We start from the raw sequence: 24,881 nt of genomic DNA on the forward strand, positions 1-24,881 counted from the left end.
CCTTATTATATATATGTAAGCATCTGCCTCAAAGGATGAGCATCGGATTGAAGGCATCCTTGAGATGCTGCAGACTCTTCACCTGATGAGCGCATCCCACGATGGAGATGACATCGAAGCGCAACTCTTTGTCCACCTGGCATTCCTTGACATAGGCATTAGCAGCTATGGCAAGATTCCTCATCTTGCCGGGGGTAACAGCCTCTTCGGGCTGCTGGTATTCCTCGCCGGTGCGGGTCTTCACCTCTACCACCACCAGGGTGTTGCCATCGGGCGTATAGGCAAGGATATCCAGGTCGCGGCGGCCTAGCCTCCAGTCACGATCTATGATGGTATAGCCCTCATCTTCCAAATAGAGCGCAGCCTCATCTTCTCCCCATTTGCCCAAATCATTATGTTCAGCCATAGATTATTCTCTTTAGTTTACCTCTGGCGGCATCATTTTCCGCCCAAAAGGCACTATTACTATGCAAAAATAATACTTTTCTTTCATCCATCAAAGTTTTTTATGTATTTTTGCACAAAAATAGAAAAAGAGAAATCATAAAGAATGGAAATATGGAAGACAATCTGAAAAAAGACGAAGAATATATGCGCCGTGCGCTGATGGAGGCGCAAGCAGCATTCGACGAAGACGAGATTCCGGTAGGTGCCGTCATCGTTTGCAGGGACCGCATCATCTCGAGAGCCCACAATCTTACAGAGATGCTTACCGATGTTACCGCCCATGCCGAGATGCAGGCGATTACATCCGGAGCGAACATGCTGGGCGGAAAATACCTGAAAGACTGTACCCTCTATGTCACCGTAGAGCCGTGCGTAATGTGCGCCGGAGCCTTGGGATGGTCGCAGATCAGCCGTGTGGTGTATGGTGCCGGAGATGAAAAAAGGGGCTATACAAAATATGCGCCCGATGCACTGCATCCTAAGACAACAGTTACATCGGGCGTATTGGAAGATGAGTGCCGTGCACTCATGCAGGATTTCTTTCAGAGAAAGAGATAATCATTACTTCACGAGAACAACCAGGTACTTGCTGGTGCTCCAGAAAATCTGAGAGTTGGTGATGCGGAGCGTATATTGCTTGTTGGCATCACGAACCAGAGTATAAGAGCTTGAAGGATGAGTAGTGAGCAACTTGGCTGACTTAGAATAAAGCTTGATCTCAGAAACCTCACGGATATCTACCTTTGTAAAGTAGCTCTTGTTGAAGTTACCGGTCATAACCTTGCCATTCTCCATGATGTGCTGGTTCTTCAGCTCCTTCTTGGTACCGAATACATACCATGCTGTGTTGAGCTGCTTATCCTGAGCATTGATCACCTCAGTCTTCTTACTGCTTTCCTTGGTAAGGTTGCTGGTCTTGGTGTTCAAGTTGTTGATAGTCTCATCAAGAGCTGCAATGTGGATATCCTTGCTATCCAACTCCTCACGGAGTGCCTGGAGCTGCTTCTCCTTCTCAACCAGCTGCTTCTGCAGGTTCTCGATGGTCTTCTTGAGCTGGTCGCCCTGGATAGAGCTGTTAGCCAACTGCTTCTGCAACTTGGCGAGGAGCTCCTTGTTCTGCTTCATGCGAGTAGCGATGAACTGCACATCCTCCTTGAGTTTCTGTCTCTTGGTGGCACCCTCGCCATTCTTCAAGAGCACCACGCGGTTCTCAGCCTCATTGATCTGGTTGAGACCATCCTCAATCTCATTCAGAGTACCCAGCATATCATTCAGTTCGCTATCCTTCTGCGCAATGATGCTGTTGAGCGAATCTGATTGAGCCGCATTGTTAGCGGCATTGTTCTTGCCGTCGTTACATCCTGTTAAAACAAAGGCTGCGAGGCACGCCATCATTAATAGCTTTTTCATAATCCTTCTCCTTTTTGTTAATTTTATGATTAATACTTTATTTATTTATTATTCTTACGCTCTTCGCGTCGCTTTTCCTTCAATTCCTCCTTCAGCTGCTTGGGATCCTTACCCGCCAGCACGATGACGAACTCGCCGCGCGGTTCCGTCTCCAGGAAGTGGGCGATTACCTCGGCAAGGCTTCCACGCACACTTTCCTCGTGCAGCTTCGAGATTTCACGGCAGCAGCTCACCTGTCTGTCCTCTCCAAAGACCTCGGCAAACTGCTGCAAGGTCTTCACCACTCTATAGGGTGACTCGTAGAAGATCATGGTGCGCACCTCATCCTTGAGTGATTCCAGATAGGTTTGTCTGCCCTTCTTCTGCGGGATGAATCCCTCGAAGCAGAATCTGTCGCAAGGTAATCCGGACGACACGATGGCTGGGATGCAAGCCGTAGGTCCCGGAAGGGTCTGCACGGTGATGCCTGCTTTCGCAGCCTCACGAGCCAGATAGAAACCAGGGTCGCTGATGCCTGGGGTTCCTGCATCACTGATCAAGGCGATGGTCTCACCAGCCTTCAATCGCTCTACGATGCCAGCCGATGTGCCATGCTCATTAAACTTATGATGCGCCACTAATCGATTTTTAATATCGAAATGCTTAAGCAGGACGCTCGATGTACGAGTGTCCTCAGCGAGCACCATATCTGCCTCTTTCAAGACCCGGATGGCTCGCATTGTCATGTCCTCCATATTGCCTACTGGAGTCGGTACGATATATAATATGCCCATAAGTGGGTACAAATGTAGTTAATTAATCTTTCATAGCAAAAAAAAACTGCGTATCTTTGCATTTTTTAAAACCTTATTAGTAATTTTGTCCCCGAAATGACTGAAATACTGAATGGGGAGGCACACCGTCCCGGAAGAATTGAAGTGGTGTGCGGATCGATGTTCTCCGGAAAAACCGAGGAACTGATCCGAAGAATGAAGCGTGCCAACTTCGCCAGGCAGAAGGTGGAAATCTTCAAGCCGGCGATAGATACACGCTACTCCGAAGACAATGTAGTGAGCCATGACCAGAATTCTATCCGATCTACTCCTATTGAATCTTCCGGATCGATATTGCTATTGGCTTCGGATATCGACGTGGTCGGTATCGACGAGGCTCAGTTCCTGGACAATGGATTGGTGGAAGTCTGCAACGAACTCGCCAACCGCGGCGTACGCGTCATCGTGGCGGGGCTGGATATGGATTTCAAGGGCGTTCCCTTCGGTCCGATTCCTGCGCTATGTGCCATCGCCGACGAGGTGACCAAGGTGCACGCCATCTGCGTGAAGTGCGGTGCACTGGCATACGTTAGCCATCGACTGGTAGCTAACGACAAGCGCGTGCTCCTGGGTGAGCAGGATGAATACGAGCCGCTCTGCAGAGACTGCTACCAGAAAGCCATCAACCAGGAGAAATAGAAGAAAGTATCAAAATTCAAAGTTCAAGGTAAATGAGTAAGGAGATTACATTCGATAAGTTCATCAGATGGGCTGGTATCGTTACCCTCGTCATTGCAGTACTCTACATCACCAACTATCTGAGTGAGGTACTGCTCCCTTTCTTTATAGCATGGTTTTTCGCATACCTGCTCTATCCCGTCGTGAAGTTCATCGAGAATAAACTCCATGTCAAGGTTCGTGCCATCTCCATTCTTCTGGCAATGGGAGCTGCGATTGCCATCGTGGGTGGTGTCATCTGGCTCATCATCCCACCGATGATCGACCAGTTTGATAAACTGGGAGAAGTGTTGACCCGATGGGTTCACCAAACTACCCATACCAACAATCTCACGATGCTGATCAAGGAGTGGCTGCAGGACAACCAGACCACCATAGAACGATTCTTGAAGAGCAAGGACTTCAGCGATACCCTGAAGACCACGATGCCGAAGGTTTTCTCTGTAGTGAGCCAGACGGCAACCGTGCTGATGAGTATCGTGGCATCCATGATTACCTTATTATATATGTTCTTCATCCTGCTTGATTACGAAACCCTGACTGCCAACTGGGTGCGCATCTTCCCGAAGAAGAACCGTCCGTTCTGGTCGGCACTGATGAAGGATGTAGAACGCGAGCTCAACAACTATATCCGAGGTCAGGGAATGGTGGCGCTCTGTATGGGCATCATGTTCTGCATCGGCTTCACCATCATCGGTTTCCCGATGGCGATAGGCTTGGGCATTCTGATCGGCATTATGGACCTGGTACCGTATCTTCATACCTTTGCCCTCATTCCTACGGCCTTCCTGGCAATGCTCAAGGCGGCAGATACGGGACAGAACTTCTGGGTAGTCTTCGGACTGGCGGTATTGGTATTCTGCGTGGTGCAGGTGATTACGGATATGGTGATAACGCCGAAGATTATGGGCAAGGCGATGGGCTTGAACCCAGCCATCCTACTTCTGAGTCTTTCGATATGGGGCGCTCTGCTGGGCTTCCTGGGCTTGATTGTAGCCCTTCCGCTCACCACCCTTCTCATAGCTTATTGGCAGCGGTATGTAACGAGAGAAAAGCCGCAATATGAAGAGGATTTAGGGCAGGAACCACCGGAAATAGCCTCTGAAACGGGCAAAATTGAAGAAAAACAATAAAAAAACGACTAAATATTTGGTGATTTCAAAAAATAGTAGTACCTTTGCACTCGCTTTTAAACATAAGATTAGAGATTGACTCGCTAGCTCAGCAGGTAGAGCACAACACTTTTAATGTTGGGGTCATGGGTTCGAGCCCCATGCGAGTCACAATCTCTGAAAAGGACTTTCCACTAAGGGAAGTCCTTTTTTCGTATATGGTTCGGGCAATTGAAAGGGAAAAAGCTTTAAAAGCTGCGGGAAAAGAATTCCTTTAACTCTCATTAACTAAAAACAGATGCAAGATTCTTGCTTTTCTGCGTTTTATATAATGGAATTTAGGGCAAAAATGCCCTAGGACACTCAAAGGTGCCGGAAAGATTCCCCCCATAGAAACAAAAAAATAGAATAACATAAGACAAAAATAACAAAAGACAAAATAAAATTTCATAAGACAATGAAGAAAATTACATTATTCTCAATTCTGGCTGTACTCTTTGCAGCTATGTCATTCACCTCTTGTAACACAGGCGGTGACAGCGGTATCCAGCTTCCAACCAAGCAGGAAGCATATCAGATGATGTTGCAGGTAGGCGGTACTCACCAGTGCGGTATCCTCTTCCCTGCTGATAAAAACAACAATATCCAGGAGAAGGACAGTTTTGTTACCAGCATCTCTATCAATCCTTCTGACAGTACTTACCGTATCAGCAACTTCCCTGTTAAGTTTTTGGCTAAGTATGTAAAGAACGAGAAATACAGCAAGTTGATTTCAGAAGTACCAAATCAGATTTTGTCTGGAAAGCTTCACTCTCTGGACGCAACAACCCCATTCTTCTATACACAAACATACAACATCACTTTCAAGGATGAGCAGAACAACAATTATACTTTGGCATTCTATGCTCTCAATGGATATGCTGCTGCAGGATTTGACAAGAGCAAACAGAATTTCCTGCTCTATCTCACACCAGGCGCTATCTATAATGGCACAGAAATGGTGAATGATGTATTCAAGACAACTGTAGGCACATACGGTTCTATACCATACACTATGCTTCTGACATTCAAGAGATAAAAGAATCACCCTGTGATTCTAATTCTAAAACAAGAAATTAAGTTAATACTCTTTTAAATACAAACAACTTACAAATATATGGTCTGAATTTATCACTCAGCGTGAAAACTACATAAAAGGCGCGACAGCTCTCTGCTATCGCGCCACTTTTTTTTATTCTATATTTCAGTATGTTCTATATTTCAGTATCCTAATCTTTCTTCCAGAGCTTGCTCATATCCTCCAGACTCTTGCCCTTGGTTTCAGGTACCAGCTTCCATACGAAGATGGCTGCAACGATACAGATGGCACCATACAGGCCATAAGTAAACCAATGACCGAAATCATCGCCCGGAGTAAGGTGCATATTAAACATCGGTACGAAGGTAGAGCTGACGATGAAGTTGAATATCCACTGGAAAGCTACGGCAATCGCCACAGCCGCACCACGGATGGTATTCGGGAAAAGCTCGGCAATAAGCACCCAGGCAATAGGTCCCCAGGAGAACATAAAGCTGGCACTATATACCATGATACTCAGCATAGTAACCGTACTCAAGGCTTCATTACCAAAGGTCAAGGCTACGCCCAAGGCACCTACTGCCATGCCGATGGAACCGAAGATAAGCAATGGCTTGCGACCCAGCTTCTCCACCGTAAAGACGGCTACCAGCGTAAACGAGATATTCACAATACCCATAATGACGGTCTGAACCATCGGATTGCCCATACCCATATCCTGGAAGATACGAGGCGCATAATAGAGCACCGCATTGATACCCACAGCCTGCTGGAATACAGAAAGCATCACGCCCACAAAGATACACATAAAACCATAAGAGAAGAGCTTCTCGGTCTTCACGGTAACCGTATTCTTGATATCGTGGATAATCTCACGTGCCTTCTCTGAACCATTGATCTTGGCAAGCACGGCGTATGCCTTCTCATCCTGTCCGATCATCACGAGATAACGAGGGGTCTCTGGTACGAAGCAGATAAGGAAGGTGAACAGTCCTGCCGGAACCATCTCGCTGCCAAACATATATCTCCAGCCCGTCTCAATGGTCCACTGTGCATCCACCATATTGGCAATGGCACCCGCAGCATCATAGATAGGATTGGCATGGGAACCCATAATGATGAAATTGACGAAGTAAACCACCAGCTGACCGAAGATGATGGCAAACTGATTGCAGCTCACCAACATACCGCGCACATTACTCGGAGCGATTTCACCTATATACATTGGGCAGATGGCTGAAGCCATACCTACACCGATACCACCCAGCACACGATAGAAATTGAACACCACCAGCAACGTCCAGTCGGCATGCCCCTGAGGAAGGAGATAGGTTTCCGGTTCCATGGATCCCCAGGCAGACAGGAAGAAGCAGACACCCGCAAAGATGAGCGAGCGCTTGCGACCCAGCCTGCTGGCGAAAAGACCAGAAAGCGAGCTACCGATGATACATCCGATGAGCGCACTGGAAGAAGTGAATCCGTGCATCACATCGGTGTATTCGAAATCACCTGCACCCTTGAAGAATGCCTGCAAACCCTTCTCGGCGCCTGATATCACTGCAGTATCGTAACCGAAAAGCAAGCCACCCAATACGGCGACCATCACAATCGAGAAAAGATAGGCCTTAGAGCCCGTTTGTTGTTGTTCCATTTTACTTTAGGTTATTTTTTAATCTGTTTATTTTTATTTTTTATCTGTCTATTATAAAATAATACGCATATTCTGCACTTTTCCCCTATTTTTTTGTAAATTTGCAACCAAAATAAGAGAACATAGATATCACGTAATATGAACATCGCAGAATTCTTACATCAGAAGGGCGACAAAAGAGGCTTCTCTTTCGAGGTTTTGCCACCTCTCAAGGGTAATGGCACTGCGGCTCTCTTCCGCACCATCGACAGCCTCAAGGACTTCGACCCACGGTTTATCAACATTACCACACACCACAGCGAGTATGTTTACAAGGAACTGGAAAATGGTCTCCTCACTCGTCAGCGTGTGCGTCGCCGCCCTGGCACCGTTGCCATCGCAGGCGCAATCCAGAACAAGTACGACATCCCTGTCATCCCTCACGTCATCTGTAGCGGTGCCACGAGGGAAGACATCGAATACGAATTGCTCGATCTCCAGTTTCTGGGCATCAGCAATATCCTTGTACTAAGAGGCGACAAGGCGAAGGAAGACCGACAGTTTACACCAACTGAAAACGGCCATACCAATGCCACCGACCTGCTGGAGCAAGTAAACCAGTTTAACGACGGTTTCTTCTTCGACGGCACCCCGATCAAGCATCCGGATGATAAATTCTGCTGTGGCGTAGCCTGCTATCCGGAGAAGCACGAAGAGGCTCCCAATCTAGAGATGGACATGCAGCATCTCCTGGAGAAGCAGCAGTTGGGCGCTGACTATGCCATCACCCAGCTCTTCTACGACAACGAGAAATTCTATGCTTTCGTAGAGAAGGCTCGCCAGATGGGCATCACCATCCCTATCATTCCGGCACTGAAGCCATTCGCCAAGCTGAGTCAGCTCACCATAGTACCAAAGACCTTCCATTGTGACATCCCAGAAGCACTGGCGCAGGAGGTTTTGAAGTGCAAGAGCGATGAAGATGCCAAGCACTCGGTATCGAGTGGACGACAGCCAGGTGAAAGATCTCTTCGATCACGGATACAATCATATCCATTTCTTCACCGTTTCGGCGGTGGATAGCGTGAAACAGATAGCTAAAATTTTATTTTAAAGTTCAAAGTTCAATGTTAAATAGTGAAGTGATAGGTCAGCAAGATATATGGAACCGTCTGATGGAGATGGTTCAGGAGAATCGTGTGCCTCATGCACTGATGTTCTGCGGTCCACAAGGTTGTGGAAAACTGGCAGTGTCACTGGCTTTTGCCAGTTATCTGCTGGGCGATTCCCCGATGCTGAGAAAATGGGAGCATCCCGACCTGCACTTCACCTTCCCTACCATCAAGACATCTGAGATGAGCGGCGACCATACTCCCGTAAGTCTCGACTTTATGAAAGAATGGCGTGAGATGCTCCTCCAGGAAGGTCCGTATGTGCTGATCGGCGACTGGATGCAGCGCATGGGCAAAACCGATGCCGACTTCAACAAGCAGGCTATCATCACCGCCGATGAGACCGACAATCTTTCGAGAGAGCTGAGCATGATGTCGAGTCAGGGCGGATACAAAATCAGCCTGATATGGTTACCGGAGAGAATGAACCTCACGAGCGCCAACAAGATATTGAAACTGCTGGAAGAGCCGCCTCATCAGACACTCTTCCTCCTGGTAAGCGAGCAGCCGGAACTCCTGCTCGAAACCATCAGAAGCCGTGCACAGCGTATCGACCTGAAGAAGATGAAACTTCCGAGATAGAGAAAGCTCTCATTGAGCGAAGAGCGCTGGATGCAGAATCAGCCCACCGAATCGCCCGAATCGCCAACGGCAACTGGAACCATGCACTGGAAGAGCTGGACTCTGGCAATGAAAACCGCCAGCATCTGGATATGTTCATCATGCTGATGCGCCTCTCCTATATGCGCAACATCCACGACCTGAAGAAGTGGAGCGAGGTGGTTGCCACCTTCGGCAGAGAGAAGCAGAAGCGAATGCTCGATTACTTCATGCACATGCTGAGGGAGAGTTTCATGTATAATTTCCGCCAGCCGGAACTCAGTTATATGACACTGGAGGAGGAGAATTTCGCCAGGAACTTCGCCCGATTCATCAACGAGGCGAATATCATCGACATCTCCAATCTCTTCGAGGAAAGCAAGCGATTCATCGCACAGAATGCCAACCCGAAAATCGTATTCTTCGACCTGGCGCTGAAGAATATCGTTCTGCTCATCAGAAAATGATGGGAAAGCAACAGAGAATCCCAGGCGCCATACGCTCTGGGGGTACAAAGTAGAAAACATGACGCCTGGTAAGGGCAAAAGCATCATATACATTATATATATTTAATAACAATAAATAGAATACATCATATATATTTAATAACAATAAAAAGAATACATCGTGGATTATAAAAATATGAAATTCAGAATGTGGAATGGCTGCGATAGAGGTCTGTGCTGCAAGGCTGTGGGTCGTCAGGACCGACAGCTCAACACATACGACTGGCTAGCCGACGTGCCGGGAAACGCTGAGAGCACCGACCTGGTGGAAGTGCAATTTAAAAATACCCGAAAGGGATATTATCACAATGTCAACAACCTCGACCTCAAGAAGGGCGACATCGTGGCTGTAGAGGCTAACCCGGGTCACGACGTGGGTGTAGTAACATTAACCGGCCGACTGGTAAAGCTGCAGATCAAGAAGGCAAACCTCAAGTCGCAGGATGACATCAAGCGCATCTACCGACTTGCCAAGCAGGTGGACCTCGACAAGGCAAAGGAAGCCAAGAGCCGCGAACACGACACCATGATCCAGAGCCGACAGATAGCCAAAGACCTGGGCCTGAAGATGAAAATCGGTGACGTGGAGTATCAGGGAGATGGCAACAAGGCTATCTTCTACTATATCGCTGATGAGCGTGTTGATTTCCGCCAGCTCATCAAGGTGCTTGCCGATACCTTCCATGTCCGTATCGAGATGAAACAGATTGGTGCACGCCAGGAGGCTGGCCGTATCGGCGGTACAGGTCCTTGCGGCAGAGAGCTCTGCTGCGCTACCTGGATGAAGAACTTCGTAAGTGTGAGCACCAATGCTGCACGCTATCAGGACATCTCGCTCAATCCTCAGAAGCTGGCAGGTATGTGCGCCAAACTGAAGTGCTGCCTCAACTACGAGGTAGATAACTATGTAGAGGCAAGCAGAAAGATGCCACCTAAGGATGCCGTGCTTCAGACTGCCGATGGCGAGTTCCATCAGTTCAAGGTAGATATCCTTGCCGGACTCATCACCTACTCTTCTGACAAGAACCTGGCTTCCAACCTGGAGACCATCACAGCAGAACGTGCCAAGGAAATCATCGAGATGAACAAGCAGGGCGAGAAACCGCTCAGTCTGATGGAGAATGGCAAGGTGAAGGAAACTTCCAAGAGCATCGACTTGCTCAATGAGTCTGATCTCAGCCGATTTGACAAGACGAAGAAAAAGAAGAAGAACAAGAACCGCAATGCGAACCGCCCTGAAAAGGGAGACAACCGTCAGCCAAACGGCAATCGTCCGGAAAAGAACGAGAACCGCCAGCCAAACGGCAATAACCGCAACAGGGATAATAGAAACAAGGGACCTCGCCAGCAGGGAAACAGACCTCAGCAAGGCAATAACAACAAGCCAAAGCAGGCAAACAACAAGCCTCAGCAGAGCGAGAACAACAAGCCACAGGAGGACAAGAAGTAAAAATGAAAAGACTGATTCATTTCGTTTTCATACTGGTGGCAACCATTGCCTTCAGCGCTTGCAATCATGCCAAGGTATATGATGAATATGCCCACACACCGATTGCAGGATGGGAGAAGAACGATACCCTATCGTTCGAAATCCCTCCGATGGCTGCCACCGGCTATTATCGGCAGAGTCTGGGTCTGAGAACCACGGGTGCCTATCCGTTTACGGCATTGACACTCATCGTGAACCAGACCATCTACCCTGCCAACAAGGGCAAGCGTATAGAGAAGACTGATACCGTACTCTGCCAGCTCATCAACCAGCATGGTGAGAACAAGGGACAGGGCATCAGCTACTATCAGTACAACTTCCCTATCAATATCTATAAGATAAACAGAGGCGATTCCATCCATATCGCCATCCGCCACGATATGAAGCGAGAAATTCTTCCGGGTGTAAGCGACATCGGAGTGAAAATAACGAAAAATGACCAATGAGACGTATCTCACTGGTCATTTTTTTTATGCTGTAAAATCTGCTTCCAATATGGAATAGCCTACTTCTTATGCCTTAAAGCTAGCTTCTCACCAGGTTTCTTCCGGCATCAATACGCAGGAAGATGAAAAGCAGGATGGTAAAGCCCCAGAGCGAACTACCTCCATAACTGAAGAATGGAAGCGGAATACCGATTACCGGCGTCAGTCCCAGCACCATTCCCACATTAATAAACAGGTGGAACAGGAATACCGAAAGCACACAGTAGCCGTATATTCGCCCGAACTTGAAAGGTTGTCGCTCCGCCAGATGTATCAACCTCAATATCAACATCAGGAAGAGCAGTAGCACGCCTGCCGAACCCAGGAATCCTTCCTCCTCTCCTACCGTACAGAAAATGAAGTCGGTATCCTGCTCAGGCACGAACTTCAACTTGGTCTGGGTTCCGTTTAGGAATCCCTTTCCCTGCAAGCCACCCGAACCGATGGCTATTTCACTCTGATGCACATTATATCCGGCACCCGCCAGGTCTTCATCCAATCCCAGCAGCACATTGATACGCACTCGCTGGTGAGGTTCCATCACGTTGTTCAGCACGTAATCGGCACTGTAGAAGAAGGCTATACTTCCCATTGCGAAAATCGAAATCAGGAAATAGTTGCGGAAGCGGGTTCTCAAACCGTGATACACCAGGAATCCGATCATCACCGCACAGAGCAGCAGCTGCACCCATACGATGTCAAACGGAATGATGTAGGTGGAGAAGAGCGCAAAAATGAGCGTGATGCCCACTGAGTAGCACAGGATGATGAGAGCATACTTCCTGTTGCCCGTATAGCTGTTCACCAGTCCTGCCGTGAAGATCTGCACCAGCAGCAGCACCGTGAACTTTCCCACCGAGGTATAGGTATCCCACATCATCACGTTCTCGTACTTGATACCCACCACAAAGTAAACCACCATCGAGACTCCGGTAAAGAGGATGGCACCCGGCATGCCCTCGCGGTAAAGCATCAGGAAGAAGGCGGAATAAACCAATGCCGAACCCGTCTCGCGCTGTCCCACGATACATATCATAGGCAGAAGAATAATGCCTACAGCCGCCATGAAATGCTTCATCTTATGGATATTGAATCCATAGCTGCACATAAACTTCGCCACAGCCAGCGCCGTAGCAAACTTACCGAATTCGGCAGGCTGCAGTCGCAGCGGTCCCAGCACCAGCCAGGAGTGCGAACCCTTGATGCTATGCGGATTGAATATCGTGGCAAAAAGCAGCAATATCAACACGGCATAGATTACGTAGGCGAAGGTATCGAAAAACCGGTCATCCATCATCAGGATGACGAAGCCCAGCGCGATGGAGGTACCTATCCATATAATCTGCATACCCGAACGGGCACCCAGACTGAAGATATCGTTGTCACCATAGGTATAGCTGGCACCGCAGACACTGATCCAGCCGAAGCAGAGCAATGCCAGATAGATGCCGATGGTCCACCAGTCGAGCGAACGGAGAATACCAGCTGGTTGTTTATTATCTGATTGAGCCATTGTTTTTATTATTCAATGAATTGAAACTGCAGTCTCAGAATAGAAACTGCAATTTTTATTTGAAACTTCAGTATATTATCTGCTACTAGAGCCGTAGGCAATTCTTCGAGCCTGCATCTGGGCAGCCTGACTTTCAGAAGCTGGAGAGAGCTTTCCCTTCAGATACTGCTCCATCATCAAACCACCGATAGGCACACCATAGTCGGCACCCCATCCACCATTCTCCACATACACGGCGATGGCGATTCTTGGATTGTTCATCGGAGCAAAGCCCATGAATACAGAGTGGTCGTGACCACGGTTCTGAGCCGTACCGGTCTTGCCGCAAGGCTCGAAGTCGTAACGGGAGAGCATCTTACAGGTACCCTTCAATGCCGAACTTCTCATACCAGCCACCACATAGTCATAGGCTCTCTTCGAAGCCTTGGTGTAATGACGACGGGTATAGAGCGTATCGAGCGGCTCGCCCTGCACCTTGCGCACTACATGAGGCACATAGTAATAGCCTCGGTTGGCGATGGTTGCACCCAGATTGGCAATCTGCAGAGGAGTAAGGTTCACCTCACCCTGTCCGATAGAGATACTGATAATGGTAAGTCCGTTCCAAGATCCCTTGTAGGCCTTGTCATAGAACTGTGCATTTGGAATCAGACCTCGCTTCTCGCCCGGCAGATCGATGTCCAGCTTATAGCCGAATCCCATACTCACCATATAGTCTTTCCATACGGTCATCGCCTCCTGCACCGAGCCATACTTTTTCTTGTTGCCTATCATGTAATAAAGTCCCCAGCAGAAGTAACCGTTGCAGGAAGTACTGATAGCATCCACCAGTGCAATAGGCGACGGGTGACCATGACATCCCACATGCAGACCTCTGTAAGAGAAACCATGATTACATGGGAAGGCTGTACCCGGAGTGATGATTCCCTCGGTAAGATAGGTCAGCGCCTGGGTAGTCTTGAAGGTAGAACCTGGAGGATACTGACCCATGATACTACGGTTCAGGAGCGGTTTCCAAGGGTTCTGCGACAGCCACTTATGCATCTTTCCTCTATTCTTACCCACCAGTCGGCGCGGATCATAGGTTGGAGAAGAAACCATCGCCAGCACCGACCCGTCCCTTGGGTCGATGGCAACGATACTTCCTATCTTGCCCTGCAACAGTCTTTCGCCCAGCGCCTGGAGGTTGACATCGATACCCAGCGTCAGGTCCTTACCTGCGATAGGTCGCTGGTCGAGCTTTCCGTTCTGATAGCTTCCCTGTATTCTTCCCCGGGCATCACGAAGCATAATCTTCACGCCCTTGGTTCCTCGGAGCTCCTTCTCGTAATGCTTCTCCAGTCCCAGCTTACCGATATAGTCACCCGGCTGATAGTAGTCATCATCCTCGATATCGCTTGGCGAAACCTCACCCACGTCTCCCAGAACATGGGCAGCGTATGGATAGGCATATTCTCTCACACTTCGCTTCTGCACATAGAAGCCCGGGAACCGGAACATCTTCTCCTGGAAGACGCTGAAGTCCTTATCTGAAAGCTGACTCATGAAGAGCTGCTGGGTATATCGCGAGTAACCGGGATTCTTGCTTCTGTCCTTGATGGTCTCCATTCGCTTCTCGAAAGCCTCCTTGGTAATGCCCAGGGAGTTACAGAAGTCCATCGTATCCAGACGTCCCTCCTGCTCCTTCATCACCACCATGATATCATAGGAAGGCGAATTATACACCATCAGCTTGCCGTTTCTGTCGTAGATAGCGCCACGCGAAGGAAACTCTATCTGCTTCAGGAAGGCATTGGAATCGGCATTCTTCTTATAATCCTCGCTCATAATCTGAAGCGTAAAGAGACGAATGGTGTATATGACTACAATTGCTATAGCCACACCACCAATCACATACTTACGCTTATCAAGATTGTAATCCACCATATTATATATATAGCTGAAAATTTTGTTTGATCTTTTACTGTTCTCTGTCTTGCTGCAAGGTTCTATGTCTTGCGGAAGCTCTCCAATGCCATGATGAGCAACATCGTGATGGCTGTACTGCCACCGATGCGGAGAAGCCACTCCATCCAATTAAAGAAATTGAAGGTCTCCAGAGTAAAGAATACCAGATTATAAACAAGCACGATAACCAACGTGTAGAGAATATACGAACCGATACCGATGGTGCGCATGGATGGCTCCAGGTCGTCGGCACTGTCTCTTGGCACGAAGAGTTCGAAAAGATAAGGCTGAAGCAGTCCGATGAAGGTCATCGAAGCTGCTGCTACTCCCGGCGTATTGGCAAACACGTCGATACAAAGTCCCATCATGAAGCTCCACAGCATCACCGACCAGCGTGGGTGGTTTCTGCGGAAATGGAGCACCATGAAAATATACAGCAAGGGGGTGGCGCAGTTGAACAGGTGGATATGGTTGAACACCAATCCCTGCACCAGCACAAGCACCACGAAGATGCCGACTCGTTTTATCAAATCTATACTCATTGCTACTTATATATCTCCTCTTACTATGATCTTTTAATTTTTACCTTTGGCATTGCCGTCGGGCATGATACTATCCTGGGCAGCACGCATAATCTGCAGGCGTTCCTTCATCACGGCATCGTCGATGACGCAGACATCACGCAGACGGGCAAAGTCGGTAGAAAGTCTCAACTGTACTCTATACGACAATCCATCAGCAGAATTAAACACGTGCAGAATCTTGCCCACTCTTACTCCAGGAGGGAATACAGCCGAATAGCCACTCGTTACTACGTAGTCGCCCAGCTTGAAGTGGGCATGGCGTGGCACCTCTTCCAGATAAGCCAGTTCCGAAACGCCACCCTTCCATCGCAGATAACCGAAATAGCCTCTGCCCTGGATGGTACAACTGATATTCGACTTCACGTTGAGCACTGGTATCACGATGCTGTAATGCTGAGCCACGAGATACACGATGCCCACCACTCCGGTGCCGCTTATCACACCCATATCCTTATGGATGCCGTCGGCGCTACCCTTGTCGATGGTAATCAGGTTGTCTGGCTTGTCCAGGCTGTTGGCAACCACCTTGGCAGGGATGAGTCGGTAATTCTGAAGCAGCGCAAACTGGTCGCGATGATAGATGGCACTATCCTTGGTTACCCCATAGAGGCTGTCGCTCAGCTGCTGCACCTGCTGTTCCAGATAGGCATTTCGCTGGGTAAGTTCCTGGTTCACCTTGGTCAGGGAGAAGAAAGTCTCCACGTTGGCATCCCATTCATAGATCTTGCCCGTCACGGCATTGGCGGTAGAAAACCACGCACTGCCTTGGTAGCTGTTATACTGGAACAGAAGCACCATGCTCACCACCTCCAGAATCACGAAGACAAACCAATGGTTGTATTTCTGCAAAAACTCTAAAAGGTTGTGCATACTTAAAAAAATGAATCTGTATATGATTAAAATTCCGCAAATGGGCACAAGTGGTCCAGATGCGGAATTTAAATATCTTGAATATTATCTCATCAGGAATGAGAAACGATCCACATTCTTCAATGCGATACCGGCACCCTTAGCCACACTGTGCAATGGATCCTCGGCGATATGGAATGGGATGTTGATCTTGTCCTGGAGTCGCTTGTCGAGACCGCGGAGCAGAGCACCACCACCTGAAAGCCAGATACCGTTCTTCACGATGTCGGCGTAAAGCTCTGGTGGAGTATTCTCGAGAGCAGAGAGTACTGCATTCTCAATCTTGGCTACAGTCTTGTCCAGACAGTGAGCAATCTCCTGATAGCATACAGGAACCTCCATAGGGAGCGCTGTGATACGGTTAGGGCCATGAACGATGAAGTCTTCAGGAGCCTCATCACCCAGATCGGTCAGGGCAGAACCCACATGAATCTTGATGCGCTCAGCCATACGCTCGGAAACCTTCACGTTGTGCTGGCGGCTCATATACTCCTGGATGTCGGCTGTAAGGTCGTCGCCGGCAGTACGGATAGAGTTGTTGGATACGATACCACCCAGAGAGATGACTGCAATCTCGGTGCTACCACCACCTATATCAACTATCATGTTACCTTCTGGTGCCTCTACGTCGATACCGATACCGATAGCAGCAGCCATAGGTTCAAAAATCAAATATACGTCGCGACCGTCAGCATGCTCGGCAGAGTCACGTACGGCACGAAGCTCTACCTCAGTAGAACCAGAAGGAACACCTATCACCATACGGAGTGAAGGTGAGAACAATCGGCTTCCTGTATGAACCATCTTGATAAGTCCACGCATCATCTGCTCGCAGGCAGTAAAGTCGGCGATAACGCCATCACGCAGAGGACGGATTGTACGGATGTTGTCATGAGTCTTCTCGTACATCATCTTTGCCTTCTCGCCTACGGCAATCATCTTGTCGGTGCGGCGGTCGAGGGCAACAACAGAAGGTTCGTCCACTACAATCTTATCATCACTGATAATGATGGTATTGGCGGTACCCAAGTCCATTGCGATTTCCTGAATAAATGAAAAAAATCCCATTTGAAATGTAAATCTAATATTTTAAGCTTAAAATCTTTCCTTTTGTAGTCATCTTCCCGCCCTCTCTTTCAAGAGCGGGAAGAGTTGCGAGATGAATAGGTTTACCTAATTTATTACTTGGCAAACCAAGCGTGGATAGCAGTATCATAGTGAGAACTTACGCCGAATGCACGCTCTGCGAACATCTTGCGGTCCTCAATGTCGGTTTCAGCACCCTTCTTCTTCAGGATGTCGAGAAGCACACTGTACTCAGCCTTGCTAGGAACGATAACCACGTCCTTGAAGTTCTTGGCACCGGCACGGATCAGGGAGATACCGCCGATATCAATCTTCTCGATGATGTCGGCATCGCTGGCGCCGCTGGCTACAGTCTGCTCAAATGGATAGAGATCCACGATAACGAGGTCGATAGAAGGAATCTCATACTCCTTCATCTGCTCCTGGTCGCCCTCATTGTCGCGACGGGCCAAGATACCTCCAAATATTTTTGGATGAAGAGTCTTCACACGACCACCGAGGATTGATGGATATGTGGTGACATCCTCAACTTTTTCACATTCATAACCCAAAGATTCGATAAACTTCTGAGTACCACCTGTGCTCAGGAACTTAACACCCTCTTCATTCAACTTGGCGAGCAACTCGTCCAAGCCATCCTTGTGAAAGACAGACACCAAAGCTGTCTTGATCTTCTTTGTTTCAGCCATTGACTTTATATATTACGAATTTTTATATTCAATATGGTTTCTAAAAACGCTGCAAAGATACAAAGAATATTTGAAATACACAAATATTTAATACCTATTATCACATTATTTAAAGGATATTTGCGATAAATCAAGTAATGGTTCAGCCATTTTGACAGAAGCTTTTCTGCGAATAGGGAAAAAGGAAGGAAAAAACAGACAAAATGTCAGAAAAACGCCCAAAAACACGCAATGGGCACGCTATTCGCATCCACGGATTGCGATGCCGGAAGCCATCAAGGCTGAAGCATCATCCAAGGCTGAAAGTCCGGAAGAACTGAAGCCAGACAACAAGAAGTAGAACAAATAACACTTAGAAAGGAGATTAAGATATGACATTCGACAAATTTACAATCAAGGCGCAGGAAGCGGTGCAGGCCGCTGTGAACATAGCGCAGAGAAATGGTCAGCAGACCATCGAACCGGTGCATCTTCTCAGTGGTATCATCGAGAAAGCACCTGATGTAACCAACTACATCTTCCAGAAGCTGGGCATGAACGGCAATCAGATTGCTATGCTCCTGCAGCAGGAGATGCAGCACTTGCCTCGTGTGCAGGGTGCTGGTCAGCCATACCTCTCGGGCGATACCAACCAGATATTGCTCAATGCCGAGGACATCGCCAAGAAGATGGGAGATGAATTCGTAAGCGTGGAGCCTATCCTTCTCGCTATCCTCAAAGGCAACTCTACCGCTGCCCGAATCCTCAAGGATGCGGGTGCCAACGAGAAGGACCTCACTGCAGCCATCCAGGCTTTGCGACAGGGTCAGAACGTGAAGAGCCAGAGTGCCGACGAGAACTATCAGAGTCTTGAAAAATATGCCAAGAACCTAGTAGAACAGGCTCGCAGCGGCAAGCTCGACCCGGTTATCGGCCGTGATGAAGAGATTCGCCGTGTGCTCCAGATTCTCTCTCGCCGTACCAAGAACAACCCTATCCTTATCGGTGAGCCGGGTACTGGTAAAACCGCTATCGTCGAGGGACTTGCAGAGCGTATCGTTCGTGGCGACGTACCGGAGAACCTGAAGAACAAGCAGCTCTATTCGCTCGATATGGGTGCACTGGTTGCCGGTGCCAAATACAAGGGTGAGTTTGAGGAGCGTCTGAAGAGCGTCATCAAGGAGGTAACCAATGCCAACGGTCAGATTATCCTCTTCATCGATGAGATTCATACCCTGGTAGGTGCTGGCGGTGGCGAAGGTGCCATGGATGCAGCCAACATTCTGAAGCCTGCCTTGGCTCGTGGTGAATTGAGAGCCATCGGTGCCACTACCCTCAACGAGTATCAGAAGTACTTCGAGAAGGATAAGGCGCTGGAACGTCGATTCCAGACTGTGATGGTGAATGAGCCAGACGAGGTAGATGCCATCAGCATTCTTCGTGGTATCAAGGAGCGTTACGAGAACCACCACAAGGTTCGTATCCAGGATGATGCCTGCATAGCAGCTGTCAAGTTATCAGAGAGATATATCTCTGACAGATTCCTACCGGACAAGGCCATCGACCTGATGGATGAAGCCGCAGCCAAACTCCGTATGGAATGCGACTCCGTGCCAGAGGAACTGGATGAAATAACCCGTCACCTGAAGCAGTTGGAAATTGAACGTGAGGCTATTAAGCGTGAAAACGACCAGCCTAAGATTCAGCAGCTCGACAAGGAGATTGCAGAGTTGAAAGATAAGGAGCACGACTTCCGTGCAAAGTGGGAAGGCGAAAAGACTCTTGTTAACAAAATTCAGCAAGACAAGCAGGAGATAGAGAACCTCAAGTTCGAGGCTGAGCGCATGGAACGTGAAGGCAATTACGAGCGTGTTGCGAGATTCGCTACTCCAAACTGGTAGCTCTCGAAGAGGATATCAAGAAGATTCAGGAGCAGCTGAAGAGTATCCAGGGCGGTGAGGCGATGATTCGCGAAGAGGTGACTGCCGATGATATTGCAGAGGTAGTAAGCCGCTGGACCGGAATACCAGTAAGCCGTATGATGCAGAGCGAACGTGAGAAACTGCTCCATCTGGAGGAGGAACTCCACAAGAGAGTCATCGGTCAGGACGAGGCAATCACTGCCGTAAGTGATGCCGTACGCCGCAGCCGTGCCGGCTTGCAGGATCCAAAGCGTCCTATCGCCAGCTTCATCTTCCTCGGTACCACTGGTGTCGGTAAGACTGAGCTTGCCAAGGCTTTAGCAGAATATCTCTTCAACGACGAGTCGATGATGACGAGAATTGATATGAGTGAGTATCAGGAAAAGTTCAGTGTCACCCGTTTGATTGGAGCGCCTCCGGGGTATGTAGGATACGATGAGGGTGGTCAGTTGACCGAGGCTGTTCGCCGCAAGCCATACAGTGTGGTTCTCTTCGATGAGATAGAGAAGGCTCACCCAGATGTCTTCAACACCCTGCTCCAGGTATTGGACGATGGCCGTTTGACAGATAACAAAGGTCGTGTGGTCAACTTCAAGAACACCATCATCATCATGACTTCCAATGCGAGCCGTGAGATGTTGAAGAAGACCTTCCGTCCGGAGTTCCTGAACCGAATTGACGACATCATCACCTTCCAGCCATTGACCAAGGATCAGATTGCCAAGGTTGTGGAGTTGCAGATGAACAGAGCCAAGAAGATGTTGGAGCCACAGGGCTTCGATCTCCGCTGGACTCCAGCCGCCATCGGTTATCTTGCCGAGGTAGGTTACGACCCAGAGTTTGGTGCCCGCCCTGTAAAGCGTGCCATCCAGGATTACGTATTGAACGATTTGAGCAAGAAGATTCTTGCCGAGGAAGTAAGTCGCGAGAAGCCAATTACCATTGACTACTCAGAGGCAAACGGCATCGAGTTCAAGAATCTCTAAAAGATAGGTTTTTATCATTTCCTATTATATGAGAAAGGTTCCTTCGGGGAGTAACATCCCCGTCGGGACCTTTTTTATGTATGCGTTCCCCAACTTTTTGGGGAATATTTCCACAGAGTTTCCTCACATTCCACACCATTCATTTTTGGCACAAAACGCATAAACACCTGATTATCAGCACAAAGACATTTTTCTCATTTTTTTGGCACGCAGATTGTGACTATGATTAGCGGGTTCGACAATGAATCCACAAACAAATAAGTAACATCAATTAGTAACAATTTAAAAAAGATAAGATTATGAAGAAGTTTATGTTTGCAGCTATCGCAGCTTTGGTTATGGTTTCAGTAAGCAACGTTTTTGCATCAAGCAAAATGGTTAGTAACGCTCAGGTTGCTCCTGTTGATACAGTAGCTCCAGATGCACCTTCCGATTCATTGGCAGTAGATGCTCCTGTTCAACCACAGGCTGCAGCAGAGGATTCTACCCAGCAGGAGAATGCAACAGAGGAGACTCCAGCAACAACAGAGGATTCTACCCAGCAGGAAACTACTGAGCAGAAGGAGACTACAGAACAGCAGCCAGCAGAGCAGACTGCTACAGAGCAGCAGACTATTGCTGAATAATAAAATAGGAAAAGACAATTCATTTTGCAGGCGTTATACAAGAAAGAATAGATTAGGTTAGTTTTTTTAAAGGTAATAAGACTTATTCAGGTTTCCATAGAATTTACATGATTTTCAAATATAAGATAGAATTTTAGGTTCGGTTTAGTGAAAAGTGAAGTCTGTTGGCAGTGATGCCAGCAGACTTCTTGCGTTTCACCCTTCTTCTTTTCCTTGCTGAAACAAAGCAGGGATACAGATAAGTTTATCGCCCTTCCTTGATAATCCAGTCGCAGAACAGTTTTTACACACACGTAATGTTTTTCCTCGAAAAAGTATCATAGTCTCATTCTTGACCGAAAACACTAGGCTATATTACTAATATATAGATATTTATACCCAATGATACTTCTCGGAAAAAGCAGAAAGAAGTATCATGGAAGTATCATTAAAGACTGCAGAAGTATCATTAAAGACAGCACGATGCACGAGAAAAGACTATTAAAACATCAAGAAAAGTCAGTTTAAACATCGCAAAAAGATAGTTTAAACATCGCAAAGACTCAAAAGAATATTGCCCAAAAACAAATTCTATATTTGGGCATTCGTTGCCCATACTATGGGCAATAGTTGCCCAGCACACGGGCTGTCAATGCCCACGTGGTGGGCTGCGGATGCCCGTGTAACGGGCACAAGCAGACCAACCGGAGGGCATAGAAAGACCAACTGATGAACTAAAAAAGCAGACACATCACCATGACTTATCCTGATTATATTGACACAACCATAAAACATCTACAGGTGAAATAGGATTAAAAAAGCCTATGAGACTTCCATGATACATTAATGAGACTTCTCAGCTCAAAAACCAAGAAGTCTCATTTTTATTATTTTCTTATATATCAATCATTTAACCCCCATTTTCCAAGCAAAAATGAGACTTTGATACTTTTTTCGCTAAAAAAACTTTTTCACGTAGGCAATCGATACCCGTAAAATTTTTCACGCAGGCAATCGAAGCCTAAAACATGAAGATTATTCGATGATGATACCGCCATTAGGCTGAATCACAACCTTTGCCTTACCATCCTTGCCAACCTTCAAAGTCTTCTTGACAGAAGTGAAGAACTTCTCGCCCTTCTTCTTTGGCTGGTCGGTGATATAAGTAACGGTCTTACCAGCAAACATCGGCAAATCCAGGGTCAGAGCAAGAGGCTTGTCTGTAGCATTCAGTCCGCCTACGAACCATCTGCCGGCAGTAAGCGCTGCACCGGAACCATTCTCTACACTCGACTTGCGAGCCACCACCGCATACTTGGTTGGATAACCGGCAATATACTTGGTATCCTCCCAGGCGGTAGGAACATTCTTGAGCCAATCCAACTCCCACTGTGGTACATCCTGCAAGTTGTTAGGATAGAGACAGATGCAGTTTACGCTGCTCTGATTGGTGATGGCTGTAGCCATCTCAAATACATCGCTGGTATAACGCTGATGGCGGCTCTTGTTATCCTTGGAGAAATACTTGTTCATCATCACACCACCCCAGTCGAAGCTGGCTACGGCATTTCTGGAGAACGGATGCATCGTCATCTCGAAAGCCTCCTTCTTGGCATGATAATCCGTGAAATATACATTCTCTGAAGCCAGGGCAGCCTCACTCGAAACATAGTTAGGATACATGCGCTCCCAGCCACGTGGCATGGTGCAACCATGGAAGATCACCTCCAAGCCATAATCGTTGGCATCGCTGAGGATATCCTCATAAAGCTTCATCGTCTCCTGCTTGTCGCCACCGAAGAAATCCACCTTGATACCTACCACGCCAATTTTCTTCATCCACGCCATCTCCTTCTTGCGGGCGATGGAATTGTTCATAATCTGACGAGGAGTCTGAGGAGCATCATTCTCGAAACCGTTGGAATTGTACCAGAGCATCAGGCTTACCTTCTTGCTCTTGGCATACTTACTCAACTCTTCGATGCGCTTTCTGCCTATCTGCTTGTCCCACCAGCCATCTACCAAGATGCTTCATAACCCTGAGCAGCAGCCACATCCACCATCTTCACCTGGTCGTCATAGTTAACGGAATTGTCCTGCCAGATGAGCCAGCTCCAGGTATAGCGGGATGGCTTGTAAGTCTGACTTGCCTCATACAATGGCTTCACTACATCGTAAGGGATGGTGGTCTCTACGACAGGAGCCAGCGAAGAACCCACAGTGATGGTACGCCAGGGAGTTTCTCCCGGCAATGGGATACCGGCATATTCGGAACCGATGCCATTGTTCTCCCCCTTCTGAGGGAAGGCGATGGTATAGCCCTTGCCCGGCTCGTAATCAGAAAGACGGCAGCCTGGATAAGCGCTCGACACACCAGTTTCGCTGACCAGCACCCAACCGTCGCTGCCCACCTTGAAGAGACATGGGAAGGTATAGCCCACACCGAACTGCGACTTCACGTTCATCGGAGCATCCGGAGTATATTCCTCCTCATAAGATGGCTTGGTGCGCTCCCAACCGGTCATCGGAGTAATCTGAGGACAGAGGAAGGTAGTGGTCTTCTCCGGGAAATTGAATCCGCTCACCTCATTATATATAATCACCGACTTAGGATTATCCTTCTTAGGACGGCTCATCTCATACTTGTAGGCGATGTCGTTGTTGCTTACATGAAGATGAAGGGTCATGGAATCCTTCTTGCTGTTGAGGAAACCGATGGTAGCATCCACCACATCCTTCTGGATATCACTCTTCTTGATGCGGGTCATCTTGTAGGCAAGCGGCTTCACTTCCCCACCCTTCAGGATGCCCATGGTGAGATCCTTTGAGAAATCACCATAATTGGCAACCAGACCGAGCGCCGAAGTTCCTAGCATCTGCTTGCCATTGTAATCTACCGTGTAGGAAGCCTTGCCTCCCTCACAAGCAACATTCACCACCAATTTACCGTCTGGCGACTTCACTGTATAGTTGTTAGCCTGCATACCCAAAGCAGCAAGCAACAAAATACCAGCGATACTCATTTTTTGCTTCATATTTATTTTCTTTTTAGGTTTGATTTATTTTAATGCCTGCAAAGATAAGCAAAATCCAGAAGAAAGAGGAGAAGAATCATTGAAAATTTGACACTTTTCGCTAATTTAAAGGGATTTAATGCCAAAAAGCCCCGACATCACGTCGAGGCTTTTGAGTTTTTGAATGTTTCAGCATTCAGACATGTCGATTTCTGCGTTCGCAAATAC

18 protein-coding genes, 1 tRNA gene and 4 pseudogenes are annotated in these 24,881 nt (G+C 47.9%); 12 read left to right on the top strand and 11 right to left on the bottom strand.

Features of this window, described 5'->3' with window-relative positions:
- Positions 1-28: 28 nt before the first annotated feature.
- Positions 29-406 carry a YraN family protein gene (locus DW830_RS02275; protein WP_119248714.1) on the bottom strand — a complete coding sequence of 126 codons (378 nt, stop codon included), beginning with the start codon at positions 404-406 and terminating at the stop codon, positions 29-31.
- Positions 407-558: 152 nt separating this feature from the next.
- On the opposite strand from DW830_RS02275, the gene DW830_RS02280 reads away from it, so the two are divergent.
- Positions 559-1,005 carry a nucleoside deaminase gene (locus DW830_RS02280; RefSeq protein ID WP_089544036.1) on the top strand — a complete coding sequence of 149 codons (447 nt, stop codon included), beginning with the start codon at positions 559-561 and terminating at the stop codon, positions 1,003-1,005.
- A 3-nt stretch (positions 1,006-1,008) separates the two neighbouring features.
- Here the strand turns inward: DW830_RS02280 and DW830_RS02285 are convergent, their stop codons facing one another.
- The gene (locus DW830_RS02285) at positions 1,009-1,857 is read right to left on the bottom strand and encodes a hypothetical protein (protein WP_089544037.1); all 849 of its coding nucleotides are present in this window, start codon (positions 1,855-1,857) and stop codon (positions 1,009-1,011) included.
- Positions 1,858-1,898: 41 nt separating this feature from the next.
- Complete coding sequence (gene rsmI / locus DW830_RS02290; protein ID WP_089544038.1) at positions 1,899-2,630, bottom strand: 16S rRNA (cytidine(1402)-2'-O)-methyltransferase; 732 nt, start codon at positions 2,628-2,630, stop codon at positions 1,899-1,901.
- A gap of 96 nt (positions 2,631-2,726) precedes the next feature.
- Here rsmI and DW830_RS02295 point away from each other — a divergent pair, with 96 nt between their 5' ends.
- The 4 genes from DW830_RS02295 to DW830_RS02310 all read left to right on the top strand — a co-directional run bounded on the left by DW830_RS02295 (position 2,727) and on the right by DW830_RS02310 (position 5,537).
- Entirely contained in the window at positions 2,727-3,308 is a 582-nt protein-coding gene (locus tag DW830_RS02295; RefSeq protein ID WP_119248715.1) for a thymidine kinase, read from the top strand.
- Between the two features lie 32 nt (positions 3,309-3,340).
- Positions 3,341-4,480 (top strand): AI-2E family transporter, encoded by a 1,140-nt coding sequence (locus DW830_RS02300; RefSeq protein ID WP_119248716.1) that lies wholly within the window; start codon positions 3,341-3,343, stop codon positions 4,478-4,480.
- Between the two features lie 77 nt (positions 4,481-4,557).
- Positions 4,558-4,630, top strand: a tRNA-Lys gene (locus DW830_RS02305).
- Between the two features lie 286 nt (positions 4,631-4,916).
- The gene (locus tag DW830_RS02310) at positions 4,917-5,537 is read left to right on the top strand and encodes a DUF4840 domain-containing protein (protein ID WP_119248717.1); all 621 of its coding nucleotides are present in this window, start codon (positions 4,917-4,919) and stop codon (positions 5,535-5,537) included.
- Between the two features lie 190 nt (positions 5,538-5,727).
- On the opposite strand, the gene xylE is transcribed toward DW830_RS02310, so the two are convergent.
- Positions 5,728-7,188, bottom strand: coding sequence for a D-xylose transporter XylE (gene xylE, locus DW830_RS02315; RefSeq protein WP_119248718.1), 1,461 nt, complete (start codon positions 7,186-7,188; stop codon positions 5,728-5,730).
- Between the two features lie 138 nt (positions 7,189-7,326).
- Between xylE and DW830_RS02320 the strand changes: the two are divergent.
- The 4 genes and pseudogenes from DW830_RS02320 (at position 7,327) to DW830_RS02335 (ending at position 11,380) form a co-directional block, all read left to right on the top strand.
- Positions 7,327-8,281, top strand: a pseudogene (locus tag DW830_RS02320) (methylenetetrahydrofolate reductase).
- A gap of 13 nt (positions 8,282-8,294) precedes the next feature.
- Positions 8,295-9,406: pseudogene (locus tag DW830_RS02325) on the top strand (ATP-binding protein).
- Between the two features lie 175 nt (positions 9,407-9,581).
- Positions 9,582-10,895, top strand: coding sequence for a stage 0 sporulation family protein (locus tag DW830_RS02330; protein ID WP_233544341.1), 1,314 nt, complete (start codon positions 9,582-9,584; stop codon positions 10,893-10,895).
- 2 nt (positions 10,896-10,897) lie between these two features.
- The gene (locus tag DW830_RS02335) at positions 10,898-11,380 is read left to right on the top strand and encodes a gliding motility lipoprotein GldH (RefSeq protein ID WP_117661383.1); all 483 of its coding nucleotides are present in this window, start codon (positions 10,898-10,900) and stop codon (positions 11,378-11,380) included.
- A gap of 79 nt (positions 11,381-11,459) precedes the next feature.
- Here DW830_RS02335 and rodA read toward each other — a convergent pair whose 3' ends face one another.
- The 6 genes from rodA to DW830_RS02365 all read right to left on the bottom strand — a co-directional run bounded on the left by rodA (position 11,460) and on the right by DW830_RS02365 (position 18,147).
- Positions 11,460-12,932, bottom strand: coding sequence for a rod shape-determining protein RodA (gene rodA / locus DW830_RS02340; protein ID WP_119248720.1), 1,473 nt, complete (start codon positions 12,930-12,932; stop codon positions 11,460-11,462).
- A 75-nt stretch (positions 12,933-13,007) separates the two neighbouring features.
- The gene (mrdA, locus tag DW830_RS02345; protein ID WP_119248721.1) at positions 13,008-14,858 is read right to left on the bottom strand and encodes a penicillin-binding protein 2; all 1,851 of its coding nucleotides are present in this window, start codon (positions 14,856-14,858) and stop codon (positions 13,008-13,010) included.
- Positions 14,859-14,920: 62 nt separating this feature from the next.
- Entirely contained in the window at positions 14,921-15,421 is a 501-nt protein-coding gene (gene mreD / locus DW830_RS02350) for a rod shape-determining protein MreD (RefSeq protein WP_119248722.1), read from the bottom strand.
- A 33-nt stretch (positions 15,422-15,454) separates the two neighbouring features.
- Positions 15,455-16,333 carry a rod shape-determining protein MreC gene (mreC, locus tag DW830_RS02355; RefSeq protein WP_089544051.1) on the bottom strand — a complete coding sequence of 293 codons (879 nt, stop codon included), beginning with the start codon at positions 16,331-16,333 and terminating at the stop codon, positions 15,455-15,457.
- Between the two features lie 84 nt (positions 16,334-16,417).
- Positions 16,418-17,440 (bottom strand): rod shape-determining protein, encoded by a 1,023-nt coding sequence (locus tag DW830_RS02360; RefSeq protein ID WP_006847875.1) that lies wholly within the window; start codon positions 17,438-17,440, stop codon positions 16,418-16,420.
- Between the two features lie 113 nt (positions 17,441-17,553).
- Entirely contained in the window at positions 17,554-18,147 is a 594-nt protein-coding gene (locus DW830_RS02365; protein ID WP_089544052.1) for an IMP cyclohydrolase, read from the bottom strand.
- A gap of 151 nt (positions 18,148-18,298) precedes the next feature.
- Between DW830_RS02365 and DW830_RS02370 the strand changes: the two genes are divergently transcribed.
- From DW830_RS02370 to DW830_RS02380, 3 genes and pseudogenes are all read left to right on the top strand, one after another.
- Positions 18,299-18,487 (top strand): hypothetical protein, encoded by a 189-nt coding sequence (locus DW830_RS02370; RefSeq protein WP_119248723.1) that lies wholly within the window; start codon positions 18,299-18,301, stop codon positions 18,485-18,487.
- A gap of 31 nt (positions 18,488-18,518) precedes the next feature.
- A pseudogene (gene clpB, locus DW830_RS02375) lies at positions 18,519-21,034 on the top strand (ATP-dependent chaperone ClpB).
- Positions 21,035-21,333: 299 nt separating this feature from the next.
- Positions 21,334-21,660, top strand: coding sequence for a hypothetical protein (locus DW830_RS02380; protein ID WP_119248724.1), 327 nt, complete (start codon positions 21,334-21,336; stop codon positions 21,658-21,660).
- 1,014 nt (positions 21,661-22,674) lie between these two features.
- On the opposite strand, the pseudogene DW830_RS02385 reads toward DW830_RS02380, so the two are convergent.
- Positions 22,675-24,674: pseudogene (locus DW830_RS02385) on the bottom strand (glycoside hydrolase family 97 catalytic domain-containing protein).
- Between the last annotated feature and the right edge of the window lie 207 nt (positions 24,675-24,881).

The sequence above is a fragment of the Prevotella sp. AM34-19LB genome, assembly GCF_003468525.1.
Classification (GTDB): domain Bacteria; phylum Bacteroidota; class Bacteroidia; order Bacteroidales; family Bacteroidaceae; genus Prevotella.

What these genes read in the sequence shown, in the direction of transcription:
- DW830_RS02275 (WP_119248714.1), bottom strand. Translation starts at nt 406, where the DNA reads ATGGCTGAACATAATGATTTGGGCAAATGGGGAGAAGATGAGGCTGCG.
- DW830_RS02280 (WP_089544036.1), top strand. Translation starts at nt 559, where the DNA reads ATGGAAGACAATCTGAAAAAAGACGAAGAATATATGCGCCGTGCGCTG.
- DW830_RS02285 (WP_089544037.1), bottom strand. Translation starts at nt 1,857, where the DNA reads ATGAAAAAGCTATTAATGATGGCGTGCCTCGCAGCCTTTGTTTTAACA.
- rsmI (WP_089544038.1), bottom strand. Translation starts at nt 2,630, where the DNA reads ATGGGCATATTATATATCGTACCGACTCCAGTAGGCAATATGGAGGAC.
- DW830_RS02295 (WP_119248715.1), top strand. Translation starts at nt 2,727, where the DNA reads ATGACTGAAATACTGAATGGGGAGGCACACCGTCCCGGAAGAATTGAA.
- DW830_RS02300 (WP_119248716.1), top strand. Translation starts at nt 3,341, where the DNA reads ATGAGTAAGGAGATTACATTCGATAAGTTCATCAGATGGGCTGGTATC.
- DW830_RS02310 (WP_119248717.1), top strand. Translation starts at nt 4,917, where the DNA reads ATGAAGAAAATTACATTATTCTCAATTCTGGCTGTACTCTTTGCAGCT.
- xylE (WP_119248718.1), bottom strand. Translation starts at nt 7,188, where the DNA reads ATGGAACAACAACAAACGGGCTCTAAGGCCTATCTTTTCTCGATTGTG.
- DW830_RS02330 (WP_233544341.1), top strand. Translation starts at nt 9,582, where the DNA reads ATGAAATTCAGAATGTGGAATGGCTGCGATAGAGGTCTGTGCTGCAAG.
- DW830_RS02335 (WP_117661383.1), top strand. Translation starts at nt 10,898, where the DNA reads ATGAAAAGACTGATTCATTTCGTTTTCATACTGGTGGCAACCATTGCC.
- rodA (WP_119248720.1), bottom strand. Translation starts at nt 12,932, where the DNA reads ATGGCTCAATCAGATAATAAACAACCAGCTGGTATTCTCCGTTCGCTC.
- mrdA (WP_119248721.1), bottom strand. Translation starts at nt 14,858, where the DNA reads ATGGTGGATTACAATCTTGATAAGCGTAAGTATGTGATTGGTGGTGTG.
- mreD (WP_119248722.1), bottom strand. Translation starts at nt 15,421, where the DNA reads ATGAGTATAGATTTGATAAAACGAGTCGGCATCTTCGTGGTGCTTGTG.
- mreC (WP_089544051.1), bottom strand. Translation starts at nt 16,333, where the DNA reads ATGCACAACCTTTTAGAGTTTTTGCAGAAATACAACCATTGGTTTGTC.
- DW830_RS02360 (WP_006847875.1), bottom strand. Translation starts at nt 17,440, where the DNA reads ATGGGATTTTTTTCATTTATTCAGGAAATCGCAATGGACTTGGGTACC.
- DW830_RS02365 (WP_089544052.1), bottom strand. Translation starts at nt 18,147, where the DNA reads ATGGCTGAAACAAAGAAGATCAAGACAGCTTTGGTGTCTGTCTTTCAC.
- DW830_RS02380 (WP_119248724.1), top strand. Translation starts at nt 21,334, where the DNA reads ATGAAGAAGTTTATGTTTGCAGCTATCGCAGCTTTGGTTATGGTTTCA.